This window comes from Massilia alkalitolerans DSM 17462 (assembly GCF_000427785.1).
GTDB classification, from domain to species: Bacteria; Pseudomonadota; Gammaproteobacteria; order Burkholderiales; family Burkholderiaceae_D; genus Telluria; species Telluria alkalitolerans.
Genome location: NZ_ATYR01000026.1, coordinates 1 through 21,742, shown reverse-complemented (window position 1 = coordinate 21,742; position 21,742 = coordinate 1). Strand labels below are relative to the sequence as shown.

At 64.6% G+C, this 21,742-nt stretch carries 19 protein-coding genes and 3 tRNA genes; 16 read left to right on the top strand and 6 right to left on the bottom strand.

What is annotated here, in order from left to right; genetic code table 11:
- Window positions 1-86 precede the first annotated feature (86 nt).
- From hfq to YWC_RS0120825, 11 genes are all read left to right on the top strand, one after another.
- Window positions 87-323, top strand: a complete 237-nt coding sequence (hfq, locus tag YWC_RS0120875) for an RNA chaperone Hfq (RefSeq protein ID WP_026354376.1) — start codon at window positions 87-89, stop codon at window positions 321-323.
- Between the two features lie 32 nt (window positions 324-355).
- Window positions 356-1,534 carry a GTPase HflX gene (gene hflX / locus YWC_RS0120870; protein WP_084416513.1) on the top strand — a complete coding sequence of 393 codons (1,179 nt, stop codon included), beginning with the start codon at window positions 356-358 and terminating at the stop codon, window positions 1,532-1,534.
- Window positions 1,535-1,537: 3 nt separating this feature from the next.
- On the top strand, window positions 1,538-2,827 hold the full coding sequence (gene hflK, locus YWC_RS0120865; protein WP_027867137.1) for an FtsH protease activity modulator HflK: 1,290 nt from the start codon (window positions 1,538-1,540) through the stop codon (window positions 2,825-2,827).
- Window positions 2,827-3,699 carry a protease modulator HflC gene (hflC, locus tag YWC_RS0120860; protein ID WP_027867136.1) on the top strand — a complete coding sequence of 291 codons (873 nt, stop codon included), beginning with the start codon at window positions 2,827-2,829 and terminating at the stop codon, window positions 3,697-3,699. Before hflK ends, hflC begins: the two co-directional genes overlap by 1 nt.
- A 266-nt stretch (window positions 3,700-3,965) precedes the next feature.
- On the top strand, window positions 3,966-5,120 hold the full coding sequence (locus YWC_RS0120855) for an ATP phosphoribosyltransferase regulatory subunit (RefSeq protein WP_027867135.1): 1,155 nt from the start codon (window positions 3,966-3,968) through the stop codon (window positions 5,118-5,120).
- A gap of 3 nt (window positions 5,121-5,123) precedes the next feature.
- Complete coding sequence (locus YWC_RS0120850; protein WP_036215279.1) at window positions 5,124-6,440, top strand: adenylosuccinate synthase; 1,317 nt, start codon at window positions 5,124-5,126, stop codon at window positions 6,438-6,440.
- A gap of 28 nt (window positions 6,441-6,468) precedes the next feature.
- Entirely contained in the window at window positions 6,469-7,008 is a 540-nt protein-coding gene (locus YWC_RS0120845) for a phosphoribosyltransferase (RefSeq protein WP_027867133.1), read from the top strand.
- 271 nt (window positions 7,009-7,279) lie between these two features.
- Window positions 7,280-7,765: an Lrp/AsnC family transcriptional regulator gene (locus tag YWC_RS0120840; RefSeq protein ID WP_027867132.1), complete on the top strand. Its 486-nt coding sequence runs from the start codon at window positions 7,280-7,282 to the stop codon at window positions 7,763-7,765.
- Window positions 7,766-7,834: 69 nt separating this feature from the next.
- On the top strand, window positions 7,835-8,431 hold the full coding sequence (locus YWC_RS0120835) for a MarC family protein (protein WP_027867131.1): 597 nt from the start codon (window positions 7,835-7,837) through the stop codon (window positions 8,429-8,431).
- A gap of 85 nt (window positions 8,432-8,516) precedes the next feature.
- On the top strand, window positions 8,517-10,532 hold the full coding sequence (locus YWC_RS0120830; RefSeq protein ID WP_027867130.1) for a hybrid sensor histidine kinase/response regulator: 2,016 nt from the start codon (window positions 8,517-8,519) through the stop codon (window positions 10,530-10,532).
- 78 nt (window positions 10,533-10,610) lie between these two features.
- A complete protein-coding gene (locus YWC_RS0120825; RefSeq protein ID WP_036215277.1) occupies window positions 10,611-11,075 on the top strand; it encodes an RES family NAD+ phosphorylase in 465 nt (154 codons plus the stop codon).
- Here YWC_RS0120825 and YWC_RS0120820 read toward each other — a convergent pair.
- The 3 genes from YWC_RS0120820 to uvrB form a co-directional block, all read right to left on the bottom strand.
- On the bottom strand, window positions 11,072-11,803 hold the full coding sequence (locus YWC_RS0120820; protein ID WP_156923824.1) for a peptidase: 732 nt from the start codon (window positions 11,801-11,803) through the stop codon (window positions 11,072-11,074). The two genes, YWC_RS0120825 and YWC_RS0120820, sit on opposite strands and share 4 nt — an antisense overlap.
- A 1-nt stretch (window position 11,804) precedes the next feature.
- A complete protein-coding gene (locus YWC_RS0120815) occupies window positions 11,805-12,113 on the bottom strand; it encodes a hypothetical protein (RefSeq protein ID WP_036215275.1) in 309 nt (102 codons plus the stop codon).
- A 133-nt stretch (window positions 12,114-12,246) separates the two neighbouring features.
- Window positions 12,247-14,343 carry an excinuclease ABC subunit UvrB gene (uvrB, locus tag YWC_RS0120810; protein WP_027867126.1) on the bottom strand — a complete coding sequence of 699 codons (2,097 nt, stop codon included), beginning with the start codon at window positions 14,341-14,343 and terminating at the stop codon, window positions 12,247-12,249.
- A gap of 104 nt (window positions 14,344-14,447) precedes the next feature.
- On the opposite strand from uvrB, the gene YWC_RS0120805 reads away from it, so the two are divergent.
- The 4 genes from YWC_RS0120805 (at window position 14,448) to YWC_RS0120790 (ending at window position 16,880) form a co-directional block, all read left to right on the top strand.
- The gene (locus YWC_RS0120805) at window positions 14,448-15,659 is read left to right on the top strand and encodes an amino acid aminotransferase (RefSeq protein WP_027867125.1); all 1,212 of its coding nucleotides are present in this window, start codon (window positions 14,448-14,450) and stop codon (window positions 15,657-15,659) included.
- A gap of 115 nt (window positions 15,660-15,774) precedes the next feature.
- Window positions 15,775-15,850, top strand: a tRNA-Asn gene (locus YWC_RS0120800).
- 127 nt (window positions 15,851-15,977) lie between these two features.
- Complete coding sequence (locus tag YWC_RS0120795) at window positions 15,978-16,736, top strand: alpha/beta fold hydrolase (RefSeq protein WP_027867124.1); 759 nt, start codon at window positions 15,978-15,980, stop codon at window positions 16,734-16,736.
- Window positions 16,737-16,804: 68 nt separating this feature from the next.
- A tRNA-Asn gene (locus tag YWC_RS0120790) sits at window positions 16,805-16,880 on the top strand.
- A gap of 47 nt (window positions 16,881-16,927) precedes the next feature.
- On the opposite strand, the gene YWC_RS0120785 is transcribed toward YWC_RS0120790, so the two are convergent.
- The 3 genes from YWC_RS0120785 to purT all read right to left on the bottom strand — a co-directional run bounded on the left by YWC_RS0120785 (window position 16,928) and on the right by purT (window position 21,513).
- The gene (locus tag YWC_RS0120785; protein WP_027867123.1) at window positions 16,928-18,067 is read right to left on the bottom strand and encodes a PepSY-associated TM helix domain-containing protein; all 1,140 of its coding nucleotides are present in this window, start codon (window positions 18,065-18,067) and stop codon (window positions 16,928-16,930) included.
- Between the two features lie 10 nt (window positions 18,068-18,077).
- Window positions 18,078-20,195, bottom strand: a complete 2,118-nt coding sequence (locus YWC_RS0120780; RefSeq protein WP_051306627.1) for a TonB-dependent siderophore receptor — start codon at window positions 20,193-20,195, stop codon at window positions 18,078-18,080.
- Window positions 20,196-20,304: 109 nt separating this feature from the next.
- Window positions 20,305-21,513, bottom strand: coding sequence for a formate-dependent phosphoribosylglycinamide formyltransferase (gene purT / locus YWC_RS0120775; RefSeq protein WP_027867121.1), 1,209 nt, complete (start codon window positions 21,511-21,513; stop codon window positions 20,305-20,307).
- Window positions 21,514-21,637: 124 nt separating this feature from the next.
- Between purT and YWC_RS0120770 the strand changes: the two genes are divergently transcribed.
- Window positions 21,638-21,713 (top strand) — tRNA-Asn (locus YWC_RS0120770).
- Window positions 21,714-21,742: the final 29 nt, after the last annotated feature.

Genomic DNA, 21,742 nt, shown 5'->3' with positions numbered 1-21,742 from the left:
ATTCGCCACAGCGGAATGTAGTCCAGGCACTTGAAATTTGGCAAACCGCCACTATTTTTAAACTACAACAACATTACGGAGCTGTTATGAGCAACAAAGGGCAACTGTTACAAGACCCATTCCTGAACGCTTTGCGCAAGGAGCACGTCCCCGTCTCCATCTACCTGGTCAACGGCATCAAGCTGCAAGGCCATATCGAATCCTTCGACCAGTACGTCGTCCTGCTTCGTAATACCGTGACCCAGATGGTCTACAAGCATGCCATTTCCACCGTTGTCCCGGCTCGCGCCGTCAACCTCAACCTCGACTCCGAAGCCGAGTAAGGCCGATGGCTGACGCCCCCGGCAACACCTCCATGCGCGCAGCGCTGGTCGGCATCGATTTTGGTGCTGGCGATTTCACCGCCAGCCTGGAAGAGCTGTCGCTGCTTGCGCGCTCCGCCGGCGCCGAACCGATCACCACGATCACGGCCAAGCGCAGCAGTCCCGATCCCGCCCATTTCGTCGGCAGCGGCAAGGCCGACGAAATCAAGATGGCCTGCAAGGCCGAGGGCATCGAGCTCGTCATCTTCAACCATGCCCTGTCGCCTGCCCAGCAGCGTAACCTCGAGCGCAGGCTCGAGGTGCGCGTGGTCGACCGTACCAGCCTGATCCTCGACATCTTCGCCCAGCGCGCCCAGAGCCACGAGGGCAAACTGCAGGTGGAGCTGGCCCAGCTGCAGCACCTGGCCACGCGCCTGATTCGCGGCTGGACCCACCTGGAGCGCCAGAAGGGCGGTATCGGCCTGCGCGGCCCGGGTGAAACCCAGCTCGAGACCGACCGCCGCCTGATCGGCGAGCGCGTCAAGCAGCTGCGCATCCGGCTCACCAAGCTGCGTAAGCAGCACGAGACCCAGCGCCGCCAGCGCGGGCGCAACCAGACCTTTTCGGTCTCCCTCGTCGGTTATACCAACGCCGGCAAGTCGACCCTGTTCAATACGCTGACCAAAGCCGGGGTGTATGTTGCGAACCAGCTGTTCGCGACGCTCGACACCACCAGCCGCCGCCTGTACCTGGGCGACGAGGTGGGCAACGTGGTGATTTCCGATACCGTCGGCTTCGTGCGCGAACTGCCGCACCAGCTGGTGGCGGCCTTCCGCGCCACGCTGGAAGAAACCATCCACGCCGACCTCCTGCTGCACGTGGTCGACGGCAACTCGCCGGTGCGCATGGAACAGATCGAGCAGGTGAACGAAGTCTTGCGCGAGATCGGCGCCGATCATGTGCCCCAGATCCTGGTCTGGAACAAGATCGATGCGGCCGGGCTGGAGCCCGGGATCGAGCGTGATGAATATGATAAGATCAGCCGCGTTTTCATCAGCGCCCACAGCGGGGCCGGCCTGGACCTGCTGCGAGATGCCATCGTCGAGGCGGCGTTGGCGGCACGCGCAGAACAGGAACCGTCGCGCAATGGGGAAGAACCGGCGGTGGGCGGCTCCCTGGCCAATTCTGCAGAGAACACTATGACAACCTCCACCCATCTCGGGCCACACTAGCCTATGCTCGTTTCTTTACTAAAACGTTGCGGCATCAAACTGTCGCTGAACGACCCGCGTTGGGGCCACAAACCCAACGGTGACCACAAGGCCCAGGAGGGCCGCCGGCCGGGTGAAGGCCCGCCCGACCTCGATCAACTCTGGCGCGATTTCAACGCGCGCCTGAACCGCATCTTCGGCGGCCGCAACAACGGCGGCGACAGCGGCGGCGGCCCGGGCGGCCGTGGCGAGATGCGCGGCGCCGGCATCGGTGCCGGCGTGGTGGCGGTGATTGTCGGCCTGATTTGGCTGGCGAGCGGCGCCTTCATCGTGCAGGAAGGCCAGACCGGCGTCGTCACCACCTTCGGCAAGCTCAGCCATACAACCGGCGCCGGCTTCAACTGGCGCTGGCCGTATCCGATCCAGGCCCACGAGACCGTCAACGTCTCGACCATCCGTACCGCCGAGATCGGCTACCGCGCCAACGTGCGCAACAAGCAGCCGCAAGAGTCGCTGATGCTGACCGACGATGAAAACATCATCGACATCCAGTTTGCGGTCCAGTACACGCTGAAAGACCCGGTCCAGTGGCTGTTCAACAACCGCGAGAACGACGAGACCGTGCGCCAGGTGGCCGAGACCGCCATCCGCGAAGTGGTGGGCAAGAGCAAGATGGACTTCGTCCTGTACGAAGGCCGCGAGAAGGTCGCCGCCGACGTGCACCAGATGATGCAGCAGATCCTCGACCGTTACGCGCTGGGCGCCCTGGTCACCAACGTGACCATGCAGGGCGTGCAGCCGCCGGAGCAGGTGCAGGAAGCCTTCGACGACGCCGTCAAGGCCGGCCAGGACCGTGCCCGCGCCCGCAACGAGGGCGAGGCCTACGCCAACCAGGTGATTCCGCAGGCGCGCGGCCAGGCCTTCCGCCTGCAGCAGGACGCCGAGGCCTACCGCTCGATGGTGGTCGAGAACGCGCTCGGCAACGCCTCGCGCTTCGACCAGGTGGTGGCCGCCTACGCCAAGGCACCGGCCGTCACCCGCGACCGCATGTACATCGATACCATGCAGCAGATCTTCTCCAGCACCAGCAAGGTGATGGTGGATTCGCGCGCGGGCAATCCGATGATCTACCTGCCGCTGGACAAGCTGATCGGGCAGGGCGCGGGCGCCGACGGTGTCGGCAGCCGTTCGGGACCACAGCAGGTGCCGGTGCCGCAATCGTCGGCCCCGGGAGATGTCATGCAAGCCATGGATTCGGTGCGCCAGCGCGACAGCCGCAGCCGCGATTCCTCACGTGATCGGGAGAGCCGTTAATGAACCGCCTCGTAACTTTATTTGTGGCGGGCTTCATTGCCCTGATGCTGCTGTCGTCCACCGTGTTCGTGGTCGACCAGCGCCGCTTCGCTATCGTGTTCGCCCTGGGCCAGGTGCGCGACGTGATCACCGAGCCGGGCCTGCACTTCAAGCTGCCGCCGCCGTTCCAGAACGTGATCTACCTGGACAAGCGCATCCTGACGCTCGACACGCCTGACGCCGATCGCTTCATCACGGCCGAGAAGAAGAACATCCTGGTGGATGCCTTCATGAAGTGGCGCATTACCGACCCGCGCCTGTACTACGTCAGCTTCGGCGGCGACGAGACCCGGGCCCGCGACCGCCTGTCGCAGATCATCAAGGCTGCCCTGAACGACGAGATCACCAAGCGCACCGTGCGCGAAGTGATTTCCGGCGAGCGCGGCGCCGTGATGAACGCGGTGAAGGAAAAGGTCGTGGCCGAAGCCAAGGAGATCGGCGTGGGCGTGGTGGACGTGCGCCTCAAGCGCGTCGACTACATCGAGCAGATCAACAACTCGGTGTACGAACGCATGAAGGCCGAGCGCGTGCGCGTGGCCAACGAGCTGCGCTCGACCGGCGCCGCCGAATCCGAGCAGATCCGCGCCGACGCCGACCGCCAGCGCACCGTGATCATCGCCGAAGCCTTCCGCGAGGCCGAGAAGATCAAGGGTGACGGCGATGCCAAGGCATCGGTGATCTACGCCGAGTCGTTCGGCAAGAACCCGGAATTCGCCAAGTTCTACCGTTCGCTGGAAGCCTACCGCGCGACCTTCAAGAACCGTGGCGACGTGATGGTGGTGGATCCGAATTCGGAGTTCTTCAAGTACTTCAAGCAGCCGGGCGGGAAGTAGTCCTCGGGCTGGCGCAAACACTGCGCTATGGCATTGGATCCCGGCGCAGGCCGGGATCCAATTTTGTTTGCGTCACACTAACTCTTCAGTATAGACAAGCGTTGCAACATGGCACTCTGACAAGCTATCCAGCCTGTCAAACCAACATCCCCCGCCTACGCCTTATCATTTTCGGGTAAAATTGCCGATTCGGCGCTCGCACCGTGCGCCGGCACGCCTGTGCCTATTGCATTGCTCTTTACAAACAACCCGTAAGCTGTCTGCCCATGCCGAACTGGCTATTGCCTGAAAATATTGCCGATGTCTTGCCGTCCGAAGCGCGCAAGATCGAGGATCTGCGCCGCAAGATGCTCGATACCTTCCGCCTGTATGGCTACGAACTGGTGATGCCGCCGCTGCTCGAGTACGTCGAGTCGCTGCTGGCCGGAGCAGGGCAGGACACCGAACTGCGCACCTTCAAGGTGGTCGACCAGCTGTCCGGCCGCCTGCTCGGCCTGCGCGCTGACATGACCACGCAAGTGGCGCGCATCGACGCCCACCTGCTCAACCGCGATACCGTCACCCGCCTGTGCTACGCCGGCAGCGTGCTGCATACCCGCCCATCGGGCCTGCACGCCACCCGCGAGCCGATCCAGATCGGCGCCGAGATCTACGGCCACGCCGGCCTGGAAGCCGACGCCGAGATCCAGGAGCTGGCGCTCGGTGCGCTGGCGCTGGCCGGCTTCGACAGCGTTCGTCTCGACCTGTGCCACGTCGGCATCCTGCGCGCCCTGCTGGCCGAGGACCCGGCCGCGCTCCGCGACGAAGCCCAGCTCATCGCCATGCTGCGCGCCAAGGATGCGCCGGGACTGGACGAGCTTACCCAGGATTACCTGCCTGCCACCCGCAAGGCCCTGCTGGCGCTGCCGCACCTGTACGGCGACGTCGAGGTGCTGGCGCGTGCCAGGGAAGAATTGCCGGCGCTGCCGGGCATCACCCGCGCGCTGGCCGAACTGGCCGCGCTCGCGGCAAGCGCCATCGGCCGCGCCGAGGTGGCGATCGACCTGGCCGACCTGCGCGGCTACCAGTACGAAAGCGGCGCCATGTTCGCGCTCTACGTGCCGGGCCTGCCGAACGCGGTGGCCCGCGGCGGCCGTTACGACCATGTGGGCGAGGCCTTCGGACGTGCGCGTCCGGCGACCGGCTTCTCGCTCGACCTGCGCGAACTGGCGCGGCTGCTGCCGACCGCCGAGCGCAAGCACTCCATCCGCGCGCCCTGGGGCAATGCGCCGGAACTGAAGGAAAAAATCGCTGACCTGCGCAAGGCAGGCGAAGTCGTGATCCAGTCCATGCCGGGTCACGACAATGTTCAGGACGAGTTCGAGTGCGACCGCGTGCTCGTCCTCGAAAACGGAAATTGGATTCTCAAAAACTTAGGTTAAGTGATGTCAAATACTAACGTGGCAAAGAACGTCGTCGTCATCGGCACCCAGTGGGGCGATGAAGGTAAAGGCAAGATCGTCGACTGGCTGACCGACCATGCGGCCGGCGTCGTCCGTTTCCAGGGCGGCCATAACGCGGGTCACACCCTCGTGATCAAGGGCCAGAAGACCGCGCTGCAGCTGATCCCCTCGGGCATCATGCGCGAAGGCGTGGCCTGCTACATCGGCAACGGCGTGGTGGTCTCGGTCCCGGACGTGATGCGCGAGATCGACAAGCTGCAGGCCGCCGGCATCGAAGTGGTGTCGCGCCTGAAGATCTCGGAAGCCTGCCCGGTCATCCTGCCTTACCACGTCGCCATCGACAAGGCCCGTGAAGCCAAGCGCGGCGAGAACAAGATCGGCACCACCGGCAAGGGCATCGGCCCGGCCTACGAAGACAAGGTCGCCCGCCGCGCGATCCGCATCGCCGACCTGCTCAACGAAGAGCGCTTCGCCGAGAAGCTCAAGGAAAACCTCGAGTACCACAACCACGTGCTGGTCAACTACCTGGGCGCCGATCCGATCGACTTCCAGACGACCTACGACGACGCCATGGCCCTGGTGCCGCGCCTGCGTCCGATGGTGGGCGACGTCTCGTCGCAGCTGTACGCCGCGCACAAGGCCGGCGGCAGCCTGCTGTTCGAAGGCGCGCAGGGCTCGCTGCTCGACGTCGACCACGGCACCTACCCGTTCGTGACCTCGTCGAACTGCGTGGCCGGCAATGCCGCCGCCGGCGCCGGCGTCGGTCCAGGCATGCTGCACTACATCCTGGGCATCACCAAGGCCTACACGACCCGCGTGGGTTCGGGCCCGTTCCCGGCCGAACTGCCGACCGACGCCGGCGTCGGCGAGCACCTCTCGCGCATCGGCCACGAGTTCGGCACCGTGACCGGCCGTGCCCGTCGCTGCGGCTGGTTCGACGCCGCGCTGCTGCGCCGCTCGGTGCAGATCAACGGCGTGTCGGGCATGTGCCTGACCAAGCTGGACGTGCTGGACGGTATCGAGTCGCTGAAGCTGTGCGTTGGCTACAAGATCAACGGCGTTGATGCCGACATCTTCCCGGTCGGCGCCGAAGAAGCCGCGCTGTGCGAGCCGGTCTACGAAGAAATGCCGGGCTGGACCGAATCGACCGTCGGCGCCAAGTCGATGGAAGAACTGCCGGCCAATGCCCGCGCCTACATCAAGCGCATCGAAGAACTGGTGGGCGTGCCGATCGACATGGTGTCGACCGGTCCGGACCGCGAAGAAACCATCGTGCTGCGCCATCCATTTGCAGCCTGATCCAATAAAAAGATAGGAACGACCTGAAATGAACACCCCTGCATCGACCGACAAGGACCTCTGGGTTTCGTGGGACCAGTACAACCGCCTGGTCGAGCGCCTCGCGCTGCAAGTGTACGAATCGAACTGGAAGTTCGACATGGTGCTGTGCCTGGCGCGCGGCGGCGTGCGTCCGGGCGACGTGATCTCGCGCATCTTCGACGTGCCGCTGGCGATCCTGTCGACCAGCTCCTACCGCGAAGAAGCCGGCACCAAGCAGGGCAACCTGGACATCGCCAAGTACATGACGATGACCAAGGGCCCGCTGGCCGGCCGCATCCTGCTGGTCGACGACCTGGCCGATTCGGGCGTGACCCTGCAGAAGGTGCGCGAGCATCTGCAGACCAACTACCCGGACGTCTCGGAAGTGCGTTCGGCCGTCATCTGGGTGAAAGGCACCTCGGCCTTCAAGCCGGACTACCACCTGGAAGACCTGCCGCACAACCCGTGGATCCACCAGCCGTTCGAAGACTACGACGGCCTGCGTCCGCACCAGCTGTCGGCGTGGATGAAGAAGTTCGAGAAGTAATTCGCAGCCTGCAAGGGCAAGGCGAACGGGCAGGGAAGGCGCAAGCCTTTCCTGCCCGTTTCATTTGGTCAGCCGCTCTCTTGAAGCGGCGCCCGCGGCGCGCGATGCAGCTCCGTTCGTGGCAGAGGTTCAGGGCAGCGCGGAATGTCTCGATGAAGTACCCCTCCATCGTAGTGGCAGGGGGCAAAAAGGTGCTTTCGTTGTTTCCCTGTTTTAAGCGGAATATGGGAGAATCTTCTGTGTATATATAAAAGATCAGGAGTTTCTTCTCATGGAGGCCGATAGCAAGCCCAAAAAGGACGTCCTCGACGAGATCGACCGGAAGATCCTGCGCATCCTGCGCGTCGATGGCCGCATCACCAACCAGAAGCTGGCCGACAGCGTCCACCTGTCGCCCACGCCCTGCTGGAACCGGGTTCGGGCCCTGGAAGAGCAGGGCTACATCGAGGGCTATGCCGCCATCCTGTCCCAGCGTGCGCTGGGCCTGCCGGACACCGTCATCATCGAGGTCACGCTGGAACGCCATGACGACGACATGCTGATCCGCTTCGGCGAAGAACTGGCGAAATTGCCCGAGGTGATGGAGGCCAGTTTGCTGACCGGCGACTACGACTACCTGATCAAGGTGGCGGTGGCCGGCACCGAGGGTTACGAGCGCTTCCTGCGCCAGCGCCTGTACAAGATTCCCGGCATCCGCCACAGCCGTTCGACCTTCGTGCTGCGCACCCTCAAGCGCACCCATTCGGTGGAGCCTTGAACGTATTACTCTGCTAAGATGCGGCTCGGCCATTTTCCGGCATGGTTCAACAATAACAAGTAAAAATCGATGACCCAAAGTTTTTTCCAGACCTTCATCCTGCTGATCCTCGTCACCGACCCCTTTGGCAACGTTCCGCTGTTTGCCGCCGCCCTCAAGGAAGTCCCGCTCGAGCGCCGACCCCGCATCGTGGTGCGCGAATGCGCGATCGCCTTCCTGCTGCTGCTGGTGTTCATGTTCTTCGGCCAGCACTTCCTGGAAGCGCTGCACCTGTCGCCGGTGGCGCTGCGCATCGGCGGCGCGGTCATCCTGCTGATCATCGCGATCCGCATGATCTTCCCGCATCCGGACGGCGTGCTCGGCCGCAGCGAGGGAGGCGAGCCCTTCATCGTGCCGCTGGCCATTCCCGCGCTGGCCGGGCCGTCGGCACTGGCGACCGTGCTGCTGTTCAGCTCTGGAAGCATCAACGAGACCATGGTTCACGTGGCGGCGCTGGCCGCGGTCGGCGTGGTCTGGCTGGCGGTCTTCCTCAGCGCGGAAAAACTGCAGCAGCGCCTTGGCCCGCAAGTCATGACCGCCTTCGAGCGCCTGATGGGCCTGATCCTGACTGCGATGTCGATCGAAATGCTGCTGGGCGGTATTCGCGAGTTCGTCCAGACACTCTGAGGGCAGCGGTGCGGGGGCAAATGCCTTCTTTCTGGCACACTTTTGGCATGCGTACCGCTGCGACCACTTCCGTATTGACCCGAGCATGAAACCCGAACATGAAACTCCTTCCGAATGGCTGCCCTTCCTGAGCGGGGGCGGCCAGATGGGGGCCATGATGCGGGCGCACGATTGGTCGCATTCCCCGCTCGGGCACCCGCGTACCTGGCCCCAGGCCCTGCGCACCACCGTCGGCCTGATGCTCAACTCGAAGTTCCCGATGTTCGTGGCCTGGGGGCCGGAGCTGGGCTTCCTGTACAACGACTCCTACGCGATCATCCTGGGCGAAAAGCATCCCGCGGCGCTGGGCGCGCGCTTCCACGACATCTGGCGCGAGATCTGGGACGACATCCATCCGCTGATCGTGCGCGCGCTCAAGGGCGAATCCACCTACATGGACCGGCTGCCGCTGCGCATGAACCGCCACGGCTACGACGAGGACACCTGGTTCCGCTTCTCGTATTCGCCGGTGCGCGACGAGGACGGCACCGTGGCCGGCATGTACTGCGCCTGCGTCGAGATGACCGGCGAAGTGCTGGCGGAACGCTATCGCGAACAGGAGAACCAGCGCCTGATGGGGCTGTTCGAGCAGGCGCCCGGCATCTTCGCCGTGCTGCGCGGCCCGGACCACGTGTTCGAGATCGCCAACGAATCCTACCTGCAGCTGATCGGACGCCGTGAGCTGATCGGCAAGCCGGCGCGCGAAGCGCTGCCCGAGGTCGCCGACCAGGGCTTCTTCGAGCTGCTCGACCAGGTCTACCAGTCGGGCCAGCCTTTCGTGGGCCATGCGGTGCCGGTGCGCGTCCAGCGCGAGGCCAGCGCGCCGCTGGAGGAGCGCTACGTCGACTTCGTGTACCAGCCGATCCGCGGCCCGAAGGGCGACGTCGAGGGCATCTTCGTGGAGGGCAGCGACGTTACCATGCGCAAGCGCGTGGAGGACGAGCTGCGCGCCGCCAACCGCCAGAAGGACCAGTTCCTGGCGATGCTGGCGCACGAGCTGCGCAACCCGCTGGCGCCGATCACGACGGCGGCCCAGCTCCTGCAACGCGGCACGCTCGACCCGGAGCGCGCGCGCCACGCCAGCGACATCATCGTGCGCCAGGCCGAGCACATGACCGACCTGGTGAACGACCTGCTGGACGTCTCGCGCGTCACCCGCGGCCTGGCCGAGATCGAGAAGGAAGACCTCGACGTCGCCGCGGTCGTCAACGGCGCCGTCGAACAGGTGCGCCCGCTGCTCGACATGAGGCGCCACGAGCTGCGGGTAGAGCAGTGGCAGCAGCCGCTGTACGTGTCGGGCGACCGCACGCGCCTGGTGCAGGTGGTCTCGAACATCCTGAATAACGCGGCCAAGTACACGCCGTCCGGCGGCCGGATCGCCCTGCGCGTGACCAGCGAAGGCGGCGAAGCCGTGATCGCGGTGAGCGACAACGGGCAGGGCATCGAGCCGCAGGTGCTGCCCTACATCTTCGACCTGTTCACCCAGGCCGAGCGCACGCCGGACCGCTCGCAGGGCGGCCTGGGCATCGGCCTGGCGCTCGTGAAAAGCCTGGTGGCGCTGCATGGCGGGCGGGTGGCGGCCTTCAGCGATGGCCCGAACAAGGGCAGCGAATTCGTGATCCGCCTGCCGCTGCTCTCCGGTGCCGAGGCGCAGGAGGCACAGCAGCCGCCTGACCAGGCCAATGAGGGTGCGGTGCGGGTGCTGGTGGTGGACGACAATGCCGACGCCGCGCAGATGCTCGCCACGCTGCTCGAGGCGCATGGCCACGTGGTGAGCGTCGAGTACGACGGGACGGGCGGCCTGGCGCGCGCCCTGCGCGAACGGCCCGAGGTCATGCTGCTCGATATCGGCCTGCCCGACATGGACGGCCACGAGCTCGCGCGCCGCCTGCGCTCCTCGCCCGATACCGCCAACGCCATGCTGATCGCGCTCACCGGCTACGGCCAGAGCGAAGACCGTGAACGCGCGCGCCAGGCCGGCTTCGACCGGCATCTGGTCAAGCCGGCCGACCTGTCGGAACTGCTGCGCATACTCGCCGAAGTACGCGGCCACGTCCACTGAGCGCCTGTCCCATCCGTGCGCGCTCCGCGCCCTGGGCCGGTGTATGCTGGTTCCGGGACAATAAGCGGACAAGCTCGCATGAGAACCTGGAGAATCGCGGAAGAAAACGTGGCGCTGGACCGCAGCTGCGAAGGCGCGCGCAAGAGTGGCGGGCACTGGCATGAAGAGGGCTGCGCCGCGCTGTACACCGCCATGACGGCGGAGATGGCTGTGCTGGAAAAATTCGTCCACCTTGATGGCGACGAACCCGGCCTGGTGCTGGTGGCGGTGGACTTGCCGGACGATCCCGAGCTGGGCATGGATGTATCGCGCGAGGAGCTGCCGGAAGGCTGGGACGATCTCGACGACGGCGGCAGCGCAACCCGATTCGGCACCGCCTTCCTGCAGAAGTGCCACCACCTCTACATGCGGGTGCCGTCGGTGATCGTGGGGGAGGGTGTCAACCTGGTGATCAACCCGGAGCATCCGGCCTACGCGGACGTGAAGCTGTCGATCGCCAGGTCGTTCAGCTTCGATCCCAGGATGTTCAAGCGTCCCGACTAGTCGACACCGATGGTAACGACCGTCTTGTCGCTGTTCACGAATGCCGGTTTCCACGGTGGATTGACGACCCGGATGTCGCGCACGCCCAGTTTGGCAAAGTCCGCGATCGAATAGGTCCACCCGACCGATTGTTCGGTCTCGGCCTGCGCATGCGCAGGCGACTGGCCCAGGGTCGTGATGCGTTGCTGTACGCCGATGAGGGCAAAATAACGCGCTTCTTCCGCGGCTTGCGGTGCGGCCGCCTCCCGCACGGCCTGTTCCAGCTTGGCGCGCAGCGCCTCGCGCTGTTCGGCGGGCAGTGTCTTGAGCATGGCTTCCTGTTCGCCATCGAGCTGGAACGACATGCTACTGAGGCCGCCGTGATAGCCGATGACGGCAAAATTGCTCACGACCTTGCGTGGCGCCGCCGGGAAGACGTAGTTCGCACACGAAGAAAAGCAGTATTCCATCACCTTGACCGTCAGGCCCTGGGCATGCACCCAGCGGCCCAGTTCGATGCCGGCGCCGGTAACCCCGCCCTTGCTGCGAATCGACAGTATGGCAGGCCTGGGCTGCGCCTGGCCAAACAACGCGAATGCGCGTTGGTTGGCCTCGGCCGTCAGGCTGCCCACGTAGTTCAATTCGCCGTTGTCGATGAAGACCTGGGTGGGCGAGGCGGCGGCCGTTGCGGGCAATGCCAGCGCGGCCAGGCATGCTGCTGCCAATGTCGATCGCGGTTTGAGGTGCATGTCAGAAGCTGCCGAAAACGAGTGGAACGAAGACGACGATGAAGAGGAGGATGCGGATGCCGAACGTCCCGCTGACCTGCACCGATGGATGGCGCTTTTCCACGCGCAGCGACCAGACGAAAGCGGCCATGCCGACGACGAGCGCCACGGCGACCAGGCCTCCCAGGTTCAGCAGTCCTTCTCCCAGCAAACTCATGCGGTAGGGAGCAGGAGAAACCATGGCGAGGAAGCGGTAAAAGCTGAACGGGATCAGCACGGCTCCCAGAAGCATGAGACCGTTGGCGACTTTGAGTTTGGTGTGAGGCGTCATGGGCAGCAGTCTACACAGCCGGCGCCCTTGAAAATGCACGGAATTCCACCGGCGGCAGCAAGAGAGGAGGCGAAAAAAAACCGTTCCCGCGGAAGCGGAAACGGTTTCCTCGCGTGCTAGCTGAATCGATCGCTTACTTGCCCAGCATCGACACCACGTTGTCCGCCCCCGGCGCCCCGAAGGCCTGCTGCTTGAGCACATGCAGCTGGTCGCGCACCTGCGCCGCTTTTTCGAACTCGAGGTTCTTGGCATGGTCCACCATGAGCTTCTCGAGACGCTTGATCTCCTTGCTGATCTGCTTCTCGCTCATGGCCTCGACCTTGGCCGTCGTGGCCTCATCGACCAGGCCCTCGCCCATCGCCCGTTGGGCGGCGTTGCTGTAGACGCCGTCGATCATGTCCTTGATCTTCTTGTTCACGCCCTTCGGCACGATGCCGTGCGCCTCGTTGAAGGCGATCTGCTTTGCGCGGCGGCGTTCGGTCTCGTCGATCGCCCGCTTCATCGAATCGGTCATCTGATCCGCGTAGAGGATCGCCACGCCGTTCAGGTTACGCGCCGCGCGGCCGATGGTCTGGATCAGCGAACGCTCGGAACGCAGGAAGCCTTCCTTGTCCGCGTCCAGCACCGCCACCAGCGACACTTCCGGCAAGTCCAGGCCTTCGCGCAGCAGGTTGATGCCGACCACCACATCGAAGGTACCCAGGCGCAGGTCGCGCAGGATCTCCACGCGCTCCACGGTCTCGATGTCGCTGTGCAGGTAGCGCACCTTGATGCCGTGGTCGCTCAGGTATTCGGTGAGCTGCTCGGCCATGCGCTTGGTCAGCGTCGTCACTAGCACGCGCTCGTCCTTGGCGATGCGGTCGGTGATCTCGCTCATCAGGTCTTCGACCTGCGAGCGCGCCGGCTTGACGATCACCAGCGGGTCGACCAGGCCGGTGGGGCGCACCACCTGTTCGACCACGTTGTCGGCCTTGCCCTTTTCGTACTCGGCCGGCGTGGCCGAGACGAAGACCGTCTGGCGCATCTTGCCCTCGAATTCCTGGAACTTCAGCGGCCGGTTGTCCAGCGCCGAAGGCAGGCGGAAGCCATAGTCGACCAGGTTGACCTTGCGCGAGCGGTCGCCGTTGTACATCGCGTTGAGCTGGCCGATCATCACGTGCGACTCGTCCATGAACATCAGCGCGTCCTTGGGCAGGTAGTCGATCAGGGTCGGCGGCGGCTCGCCCGGCATCGAGCCGGACAGGTGGCGCGAATAGTTCTCGATGCCCTTGGTAAAACCGATCTCGGCCAGCATCTCGAGGTCGAAACGGGTGCGCTGCTCGAGGCGTTGTTCTTCGATCAGCTTGTTCTGCTGACGGAATTCCTCGAGGCGGTCGCGCAGCTCGGCCTTGATCGATTCCACCGCGCGCAGCACGGTCGAGCGCGGCGTGACGTAGTGCGAGCCCGGGTACACCGTGAAGCGCGGGATCTTCTGGCGCACGCGCCCCGTGAGCGGGTCGAACAGCTGCAGCGACTCGATCTCGTCGTCGAACATCTCGACGCGGATCGCCAGCTCGGCGTGTTCCGCCGGGAAGATGTCGATGGTGTCGCCGCGCACGCGGAAGGAGCCGCGCGAGAAGTCCATCTCGTTGCGCGTGTACTGCATCTGGATCAGGCGCGCGATGATGTCGCGCTGCGCCACTTTGTCCTTGTGGCGCAGCGTCAGGATCATCTTGTGGTATTCGTTCGGATTACCGATACCGTAGATGGCCGACACGGTGGCCACGATGACGACGTCGCGCCGCTCCATCAGCGACTTGGTGCACGACAGGCGCATCTGCTCGATGTGCTCGTTGATCGACGAGTCCTTTTCGATGAACAGGTCGCGCTGCGGCACATAGGCTTCCGGCTGGTAGTAGTCGTAATAGGAGACGAAATACTCGACCGCGTTCTGCGGGAAGAATTCGCGGAACTCCGCATACAGCTGGGCCGCCAGCGTCTTGTTGGGCGCGAAGACGATGGCCGGACGCCCCGCCTGCGCGATCACGTTCGCCATCGTGTAGGTTTTGCCGGAACCGGTCACCCCGAGCAGGGTCTGATACATCAGGCCGTCATTGATGCCTTCGATCAGTCCGGCAATCGCGGTCGGCTGGTCGCCGGCCGGCGGGAAGGGCTGGTGCAGTTTGAAGGGCGATCCGGGATAGGTGATGACGGTCGGTTCCGGGGCATTTGCGATGGATAAATCTGCCATACTTTCAGACCTTTGCTAGAATGGGAGTCCACATGACGCAGTGCAGCACTGACGTCTATGTCTATACAACCGCTGCGAACCCACCGACAACTCAGTTTATCACGATGACTTCCAAAGCCTCCGCCAGCCTCTTCGGCGCCATCGAAATGGCGCCACGCGACCCGATCCTGGGCATCACCGAAGCATTCAACGCCGACACCAACCCGGCCAAGATCAACCTGGGGGTGGGCGTCTACTATGACGACAATGGCAAGGTTCCTTTGCTGCAGTGCGTGCAAAAGGCGGAAGCGAAGCTGATGGAGCAGCCGGCACCGCGTACCTACCTGCCGATCGAAGGGCTGGCAAGTTACGACAAGGCCGTGCAAGAGCTGGTATTTGGGGCCGACAGCGCCGTAATTCAAGAGAAGCGTGCGATCACCGTGCAGGCCCTGGGCGGCACCGGCGCGCTCAAGCTGGGCGCCGACTTCCTCAAGCGCTTCGCGCCGGATTCAAGCGTCTACATCAGCGACCCGAGCTGGGAAAACCACCGCGCGCTGTTCGAGAGCGCCGGCTTCGCCGTCAACAACTACACCTATTACGACCCGGCCACCCACGGCGTGAATTTCGAGGGCATGCTGGCCTCCCTGAAGGCCATGCCGCGCGGCTCGATCGTGGTGCTGCACGCCTGCTGCCACAACCCGACCGGCGCTGACCTGAGCCAGGATCAGTGGAGCCAGGTGATCGCGGCCGTGGTCGATAACGGCCTGGTGCCTTTCCTCGACATGGCTTACCAGGGCTTCGGCGCGGGCATCGCGGAAGACGGCGCCGTGGTGCGCCGCTTCGCCGAGACCGGCATTCCGCTCCTGGTGTCGAACTCGTTCTCGAAGTCCTTCTCGCTGTACGGCGAACGCGCCGGCGCGCTGTCGATCGTGGCCACCAGCGCAGAAGAGTCGGCGCGCGTGCTGTCGCAACTGAAGCGCGTGATCCGCACCAACTACTCGAACCCGCCGACGCATACCGCCAAGGTGGTCGCGATGGTGCTGTCGACCCCGGAACTGCGCCAGCTGTGGGAAGAGGAGCTGGCCGGCATGCGCGTGCGCATCCGCGAGATGCGCAACCTCATGGTTGAGAAGCTCAAGGAAAAAGCCCCGGGCCACGACTTCGAATTCGTGCGCGAGCAGGTCGGCATGTTCTCGTACTCGGGCCTGACGAAAGAACAGGTCGGCAAGCTGCGCGAAGGGTCGATCTACGCGGTCGACACCGGCCGTATCTGCGTCGCCGCCCTGAACTCGACCAACCTCGACCGCGTCGTTGACGCCGTGGCCAAAGTTCTTTAAAATCGCGGCTCTTCGGAACTGACGAGAGTTGATTCCGAAGAGCAGCAAAAGTGGCTGCGCGACACGCGTCGAATTTGACACGCTGTCACCGCAAACATATAATGCTGTCATCAATTCCCTGATAGCTCAGTCGGTAGAGCGACGGACTGTTAATCCGCAGGTCCCTGGTTCGAGTCCAGGTCGGGGAGCCAGAATTTCCAGAAAAGCCACATCGCACGATGTGGCTTTTTTGTTTTTACGTGTGAATGCGTTTTGGTAGTTGCGTATTTACATGTGGAATGGGTAAGCTGGCAACGTCAACTCATCAGGATCAAGCAAGTGAAGCATCTACCATCGAACAAACGGATCGCGGTCGCGGGACAGGTGCTGCGTTTTTCGCAATCGGGGCAGGGCAGCCCGACCATCGTCATGCTCGGCGGCGCCGGCAGCGCGCTCGAAACCTGGTTCAAGCTGTTTCCCGAGATCGAACAACTGGGCACAGTCATCACCTACGACCGCCCCGGCGTCGGCGGCAGCGCGCGCCCGCGCGAGGCGCAAATGGGCACCACGGTCATCCTGCAGCTGCGCGCGCTCTTGCGCGAGATCGAGGCCAGGCCGCCGTTCCTGCTGGTGGCGCATTCCTTCGGCGGCCTGCACGCGAACCTGTTTGCGCGCGTCTATCCCGAAGAAACCTGCGGCGTGCTGTTCCTTGAGGCGACCGCGCCCGACGACGTCCTCAACATGAAGCGCTACCGGTCGGCGCTGCAGCGTGCGGTCACGGGGTTGCTGGACCGTTTTTCGCCGCAGGATCCGAATGACGAGGTGAGCAACGAAGCCGAGACGGTGGCCGAGATTGCGGAGGCGCCGGAGTTTCCGCCGATTCCCATCACCGTGCTGTCGGGCGGCAAGCGGCTGCCGCGCCTGATGGTGTCCGGCGCGGCGCAACGCGAGCGCGAGCGCAACCAGGAAGCGCTGGTGCGCCTGTCGCCGTTGGGCGAGCGCGTGATCGCGAAGGGCAGTGCGCATTTCCCGCAGATGTCGGAGCCGCAGCTGGTGCTGGAGGCCTTGTCGAAGCTGATCCGCCGGACGCAGTGCTAGGAAATATTGCCTTTCGATAGCGCGACACTTCGCGAAATCGAAAAGCGCTGCTATAATACGGCCTCTAATCCCTGATAGCTCAGTCGGTAGAGCGACGGACTGTTAATCCGCAGGTCCCTGGTTCGAGTCCAGGTCGGGGAGCCAGAATACGAAGGGCTGCACGCAAGTGCAGCTCTTTTTTCTTGTCTGCGCTACCCCGACACTGTGGCCGGCGCTCTCTGCAAGGACGCGAGCTTCTGCTCCGCCGTCACCTTCCTGCGCTTCCACCACAGCACCAGCCCGCTCCATAGCACCACGATGCTGAGCACATCCAGCAGCGCCCACAGCAGCTTGAGCGCCATTCCGCCATAGTCTCCGAAATGCAGCGGCTGCGACAACATCAGGGTCGATACGTACCATGGCATCTCGGCGCTGGCGACCACCGCCGAGGTGCGCGCATCGACCATCACGATCGACAGCAGCTTCGAGGTCAAGGGCGTGTTCCCGTTCATGAAGGCGACGAAGTGCTGCGGCGTGGCGAAACCGTTGCCCGGGTAGGCCATGAAGCTCAGCGATTTGTCAGGATGCCATCGGCGCGCTGCCCGCAGCGCCGCATCGGCCGACACGGTGCCCGTCACCGGCGTCCGGTCACGGTAGGGAGCCGCCAGCGAGGCCAGCTCGGTTGCCTGCCATGCGGCGAAGATCGGGCGGTTCAGCGCATTGATGGTGCCGGTCAGTCCGACCACCAGCAGCCACACCAGCGTCACCATGCCCAGCAGGTTGTGCCGGTCAAGCCACTTGAGCCGCGCGGTACGGTCGCGGCGTACGGTCCCGAAGCGCAGCTTTTTCATGTACGGCCCGTACACGTAGATGCCCGACAGGATCGAGGCGGCCAGCAGCAGTCCCGTAAAACCGAGGAACAGCGTGCCGCCCAGTCCCAGGTACATGTCGGTATGCAGGCGCAGCATCAAGTCCATGAAGCCCTGGCCGAGCGGGTATTCGCTGAGAAAATGGCCGGTGCGCGCGTCATAGGTATAGAAGGCCGTCAGGCCTTCCGAATCGACCTTGTCGGCCATGCGCACGTAGACGAGTTCCGGCTCGTCGGCTTCGGCAACGAGGAACTGCGGCACGTCGTTCGGGCGGCGTGCCTGGGCGTCGGCGACAATGGCGTCGATGTTCGCTTGCCCGGCGTGGCCGGCGGCCAGCACGGGCGGCTCGACGCTGGCGCCTGTCCAGTGGGCGATCTCGTGCGAGAAGATCAGCGGGAGGCCGGTCACGCACAGCATCAGGAGGAATAGCGTGCTGAGGAGGCTGGTCCATTTGTGGACCGCATACCAAGCGCGAAAGCTCATCGCCCGCTCCTCAGAAGGCCGCGTGCAGGCTCAGCTCGATGTTGCGCTCGGCGCCCATCCAGCAGTTCTGCGCGCTGTGGCAGGCGCCGACATAGCGCTTGTCGCCCAGGTTGCCGGCAGTGAGGCCGAGGCGCCAGGTCCTGTTCAGCCTGAGCATCGCGGCGGCATCGAACACGGTATACGAAGGCACGAAGCCGCTGTTCAGCGCATCCATCTGGCTTTCGCCGACGTAGCGCACGCCGGCGCTCAGGTCGAGTACGTCCAGCGGCTGGTAGTTCAGCCACAACGAAGCCTGCCGGTCGGCCACCCACACCGGCTTCTTGCCGACCAGCGCGGGGTCCAGCGGGTTCTTCGTCACTTCCATGTCGAGCCTGCTGAGGCCGAGCGTGAAGTCGAACCGGTCGTTCAGCGCCTGGGTCCAGGACAGCTCCGCGCCGCGCGAGCGTACTTCGCCGTTCTGCGTGTACTGGTTGAAAGTCGGCGTGTTCACAACCACGTTCTGCTTGCGGATCTCGAACACCGCGGCCGTCAGCGCGGTGCGGCCATCGGACGACTTGAATTTGACGCCGCCTTCGAGCTGCTTTGCCGTGGTCGGCTTGAAGGCGGCCCCGGTCAGCGAGTCCACGCCGGAGGTCGGCTCGAACGAGGTCGAGTAGTTCAGGTAGGGCGCCAGGCCGTTGCCGAACTGGTAGATCGCGGCGAGGCGCCCGCTTGTCTTGCGCTGGGCAACCACGGTCCTGCTGTCCGACGGAGATCCGGCGTAGGTCGAGGCATTCGCGTCGTCGCTGCGGTAGCGGTCGTGGCGCAGGCCGCCGATCACGGTGAGGGCGCCGAGCTTGACTTCGTCCTGCAGGTACAAGCCTAGCTGCGACTGGCGGATCGCGTGCTGCTCGGTGTAGAAGCCGAAGGGCAGCTGCGCCACGTCGAACAGGCGGTGATCGGGCGCGCCCAGGTCGATCGATGGCGTATCGGTGCCGAGCGTGTCGCCGTAGCCGACGCGCGAGCGCAGGCGCTGGTAGTCGGCGCCAAGCAGGATGCGGTGCGAGAACGCGCCGGTATTCAGGCGCAAAGCCAGTTGGTTGTCCACCACCCAGCCGTTCTGCGTTTCGTCGGTGAAGTAGGCCGCGCGGGTGAGGGTGCGTCCATCCTCGAGCAAGCCATTGTTGTAGGTGTTGCGCTGGAAGCCGCTGGCGTTCGTGTAGCGGAAGTTCTGCAGGAAGCTGATGCGGTCGTTGAAGGCGTGTTCGAACTTCCAGCCCGCCATGGTCGTCTCGCGCTCCATGCCCGACCAGTTGGCGTCCCCCGCGAAGGCATCCGCATCGAGGAAGCCGTAAGGCGCCCGGCGCAGCGTGCCGAGCGCCGGCAGTGGCGTCGACGGCACCAGCGCCGGGTCGTCCTGGTAGTAGAGATTGAGGTTCAGGCGCGTGGACGGGCCGATGCGCCAGGTGAGCGAGGGCGCGAGCAGGCGGCGTTCTTCCCTGGTCGTGGCCTGCTGGCCGTCGCGTTCGCGCGCCAGGGCAATCAAGCGGTAGTCGACGTCCTGCGCCAGCGGGCCGGTGCTGTCGATTGCCAGCTCGCGCAGGGCATTCGTGCCAATGCGGGCGCGCAGCACGGTTTCCTGTTGCGAGCGCGGCTGCTTGGCGGTCTGGTTGACCATGCCGCCCGGCGGCGCCGAGCCGTACAGGACCGAGGTAGGGCCCTTCAGCACTTCGACGCTCTCGGTGGCGAAGGCATCGACCTGCGGCACCAGGTTCCACAGGCCGTTGTACTGCAGCGGCAGGCCGTCGTAGTAGTTACGGTAGCTTTCGAAGCCGCGAATGGTGTACTGGTCGAAGATCGTCACGGTCGGCCGGCTCTCCGGCGTCACGCCCGGCACGTAGCGTAGCGCTTCGTTGACGCTGTCGACCTGGCGTGCCTCCAGTAGCTCGTTGCCGTACACCTCGTAGCTCATCGGCGACTCGAGCGGCTTCAGGTCGGACTTGGTGCCTGTGGTGCGGTAACCGGTGGCGCTGACGTGCACCTGCGCGGTGTCGCCGGCCGCCTGCCCCTGCGCCGCGGCGGCCGGTGCTAGGGTGGACAGGACGAGAAGGCCGAGCAGGGTGCGGGATGTTCCGATGGACGTGGGCATGGCAGACGCTTCTGATGAGAATGATAATGAGAACGATTATCATTCACTATCGAGCTTCTGTCAAAATCTGCGTCGAACCAGGGTCGACGCACATGACGCCGCGTGGTGCTCAGCGGATCACAGGCTTGACCCGCGAGGCAGCCTCGAGCGCCCGCCGGCGCGCCGTCTCGACATCCTCGGCCGTCGCCAGCGCGACGCCCATGCGGCGCCGTTCGAACGACTCCGGCTTGCCGAACAGGCGCAGGTCCACGCCCGGCACGCGCAGGGCATCGGCCACGCCTTCGAAGGCAATCCCCGCCGCCTCATGCTGGCCGTAGATCACGGCGGAGGCCCCCGGCGCGCGCAGCGACGCATCGGTCGGCAGGCCCAGCACCGCCTTGGCGTGCAATTCGAACTCGCTCTGCACCTGGCTGGCCATGGTCACCATGCCGGTGTCGTGCGGGCGCGGGCTCACTTCCGAGAACCACACCATGTCGCCCTTGACGAACAGCTCGACGCCGAACACGCCGCAGCCGCCCAGGTCGGCCGTCACCTTGGCCGCGATGTCGCGCGCGCGTTCGAGTGCGGCAGGGTTCATCGGCTGCGGCTGCCAGGATTCGACATAGTCGCCCTGCACCTGCTTGTGGCCGATCGGCTCGCAGAAGCTGGTCTCGACCTGCCCGTCGCTGCCGATCGAGCGCACGGTGAGCAGGGTGATCTCGTAGTCGAAGTCGATGAAGCCTTCCGCGATCACGCGGCCGGCATCGACGCGCCCGCCGCTGGCGGCGACTTCCCAGGCTTTTACGACGTCCGCAGCGCTGTCGAGCTTCGACTGGCCCTTGCCGGACGAGGACATCACCGGCTTGACCACGCAGGGGAAGCCGACCGCGGCGCAGGCCTGTTCCAGTTCTTCCAGGCTGCTGGCGAAGCGGTAGGGCGAGGTCGGCAGGCCGAGTTCCTCGGCGGCCAGGCGACGGATGCCTTCGCGGTTCATGGTCAGCATCGCAGCGCGTGCGGTCGGGATGCAGGTGATCTTGCCGGCTTCTTCGAGGGCCAGCAAGGTCTCGGTGGCGATGGCTTCGATCTCCGGCACCACCAGGTCGGGCTTTTCCAGCGCGATCAGGGCGGACAGGGCGGCGCCGTCCGTCATGTCGATCACGTGGGCGCGGTGGGCGACCTGGTGGCCCGGGGCGTTCGGGTAGCGGTCGACGGCGATGGTCTCCACGCCCAGGCGCTGCAGGGCGATGATGGTTTCCTTGCCGAGTTCACCGGAGCCGAGCAGCATGACCTTGGTGGCGGAAGGGGAGAGCGGAGTACCGAAGAGGCGTGGGGAAGTCATTGGAAATCGCGGTTGTGAAAAGTGCGACGACTATAACAAAGCAGCCCCGCGGCTGCTGGCGGCCAAACTGTTTATGCGCAGCACTAGGCAAACCGGAAACGGACCGCTATAATGCGGCCTCCTTTCCCTGATAGCTCAGTCGGTAGAGCGACGGACTGTTAATCCGCAGGTCCCTGGTTCGAGTCCAGGTCGGGGAGCCAGAATACGAAGGGCTGCACGCAAGTGCAGC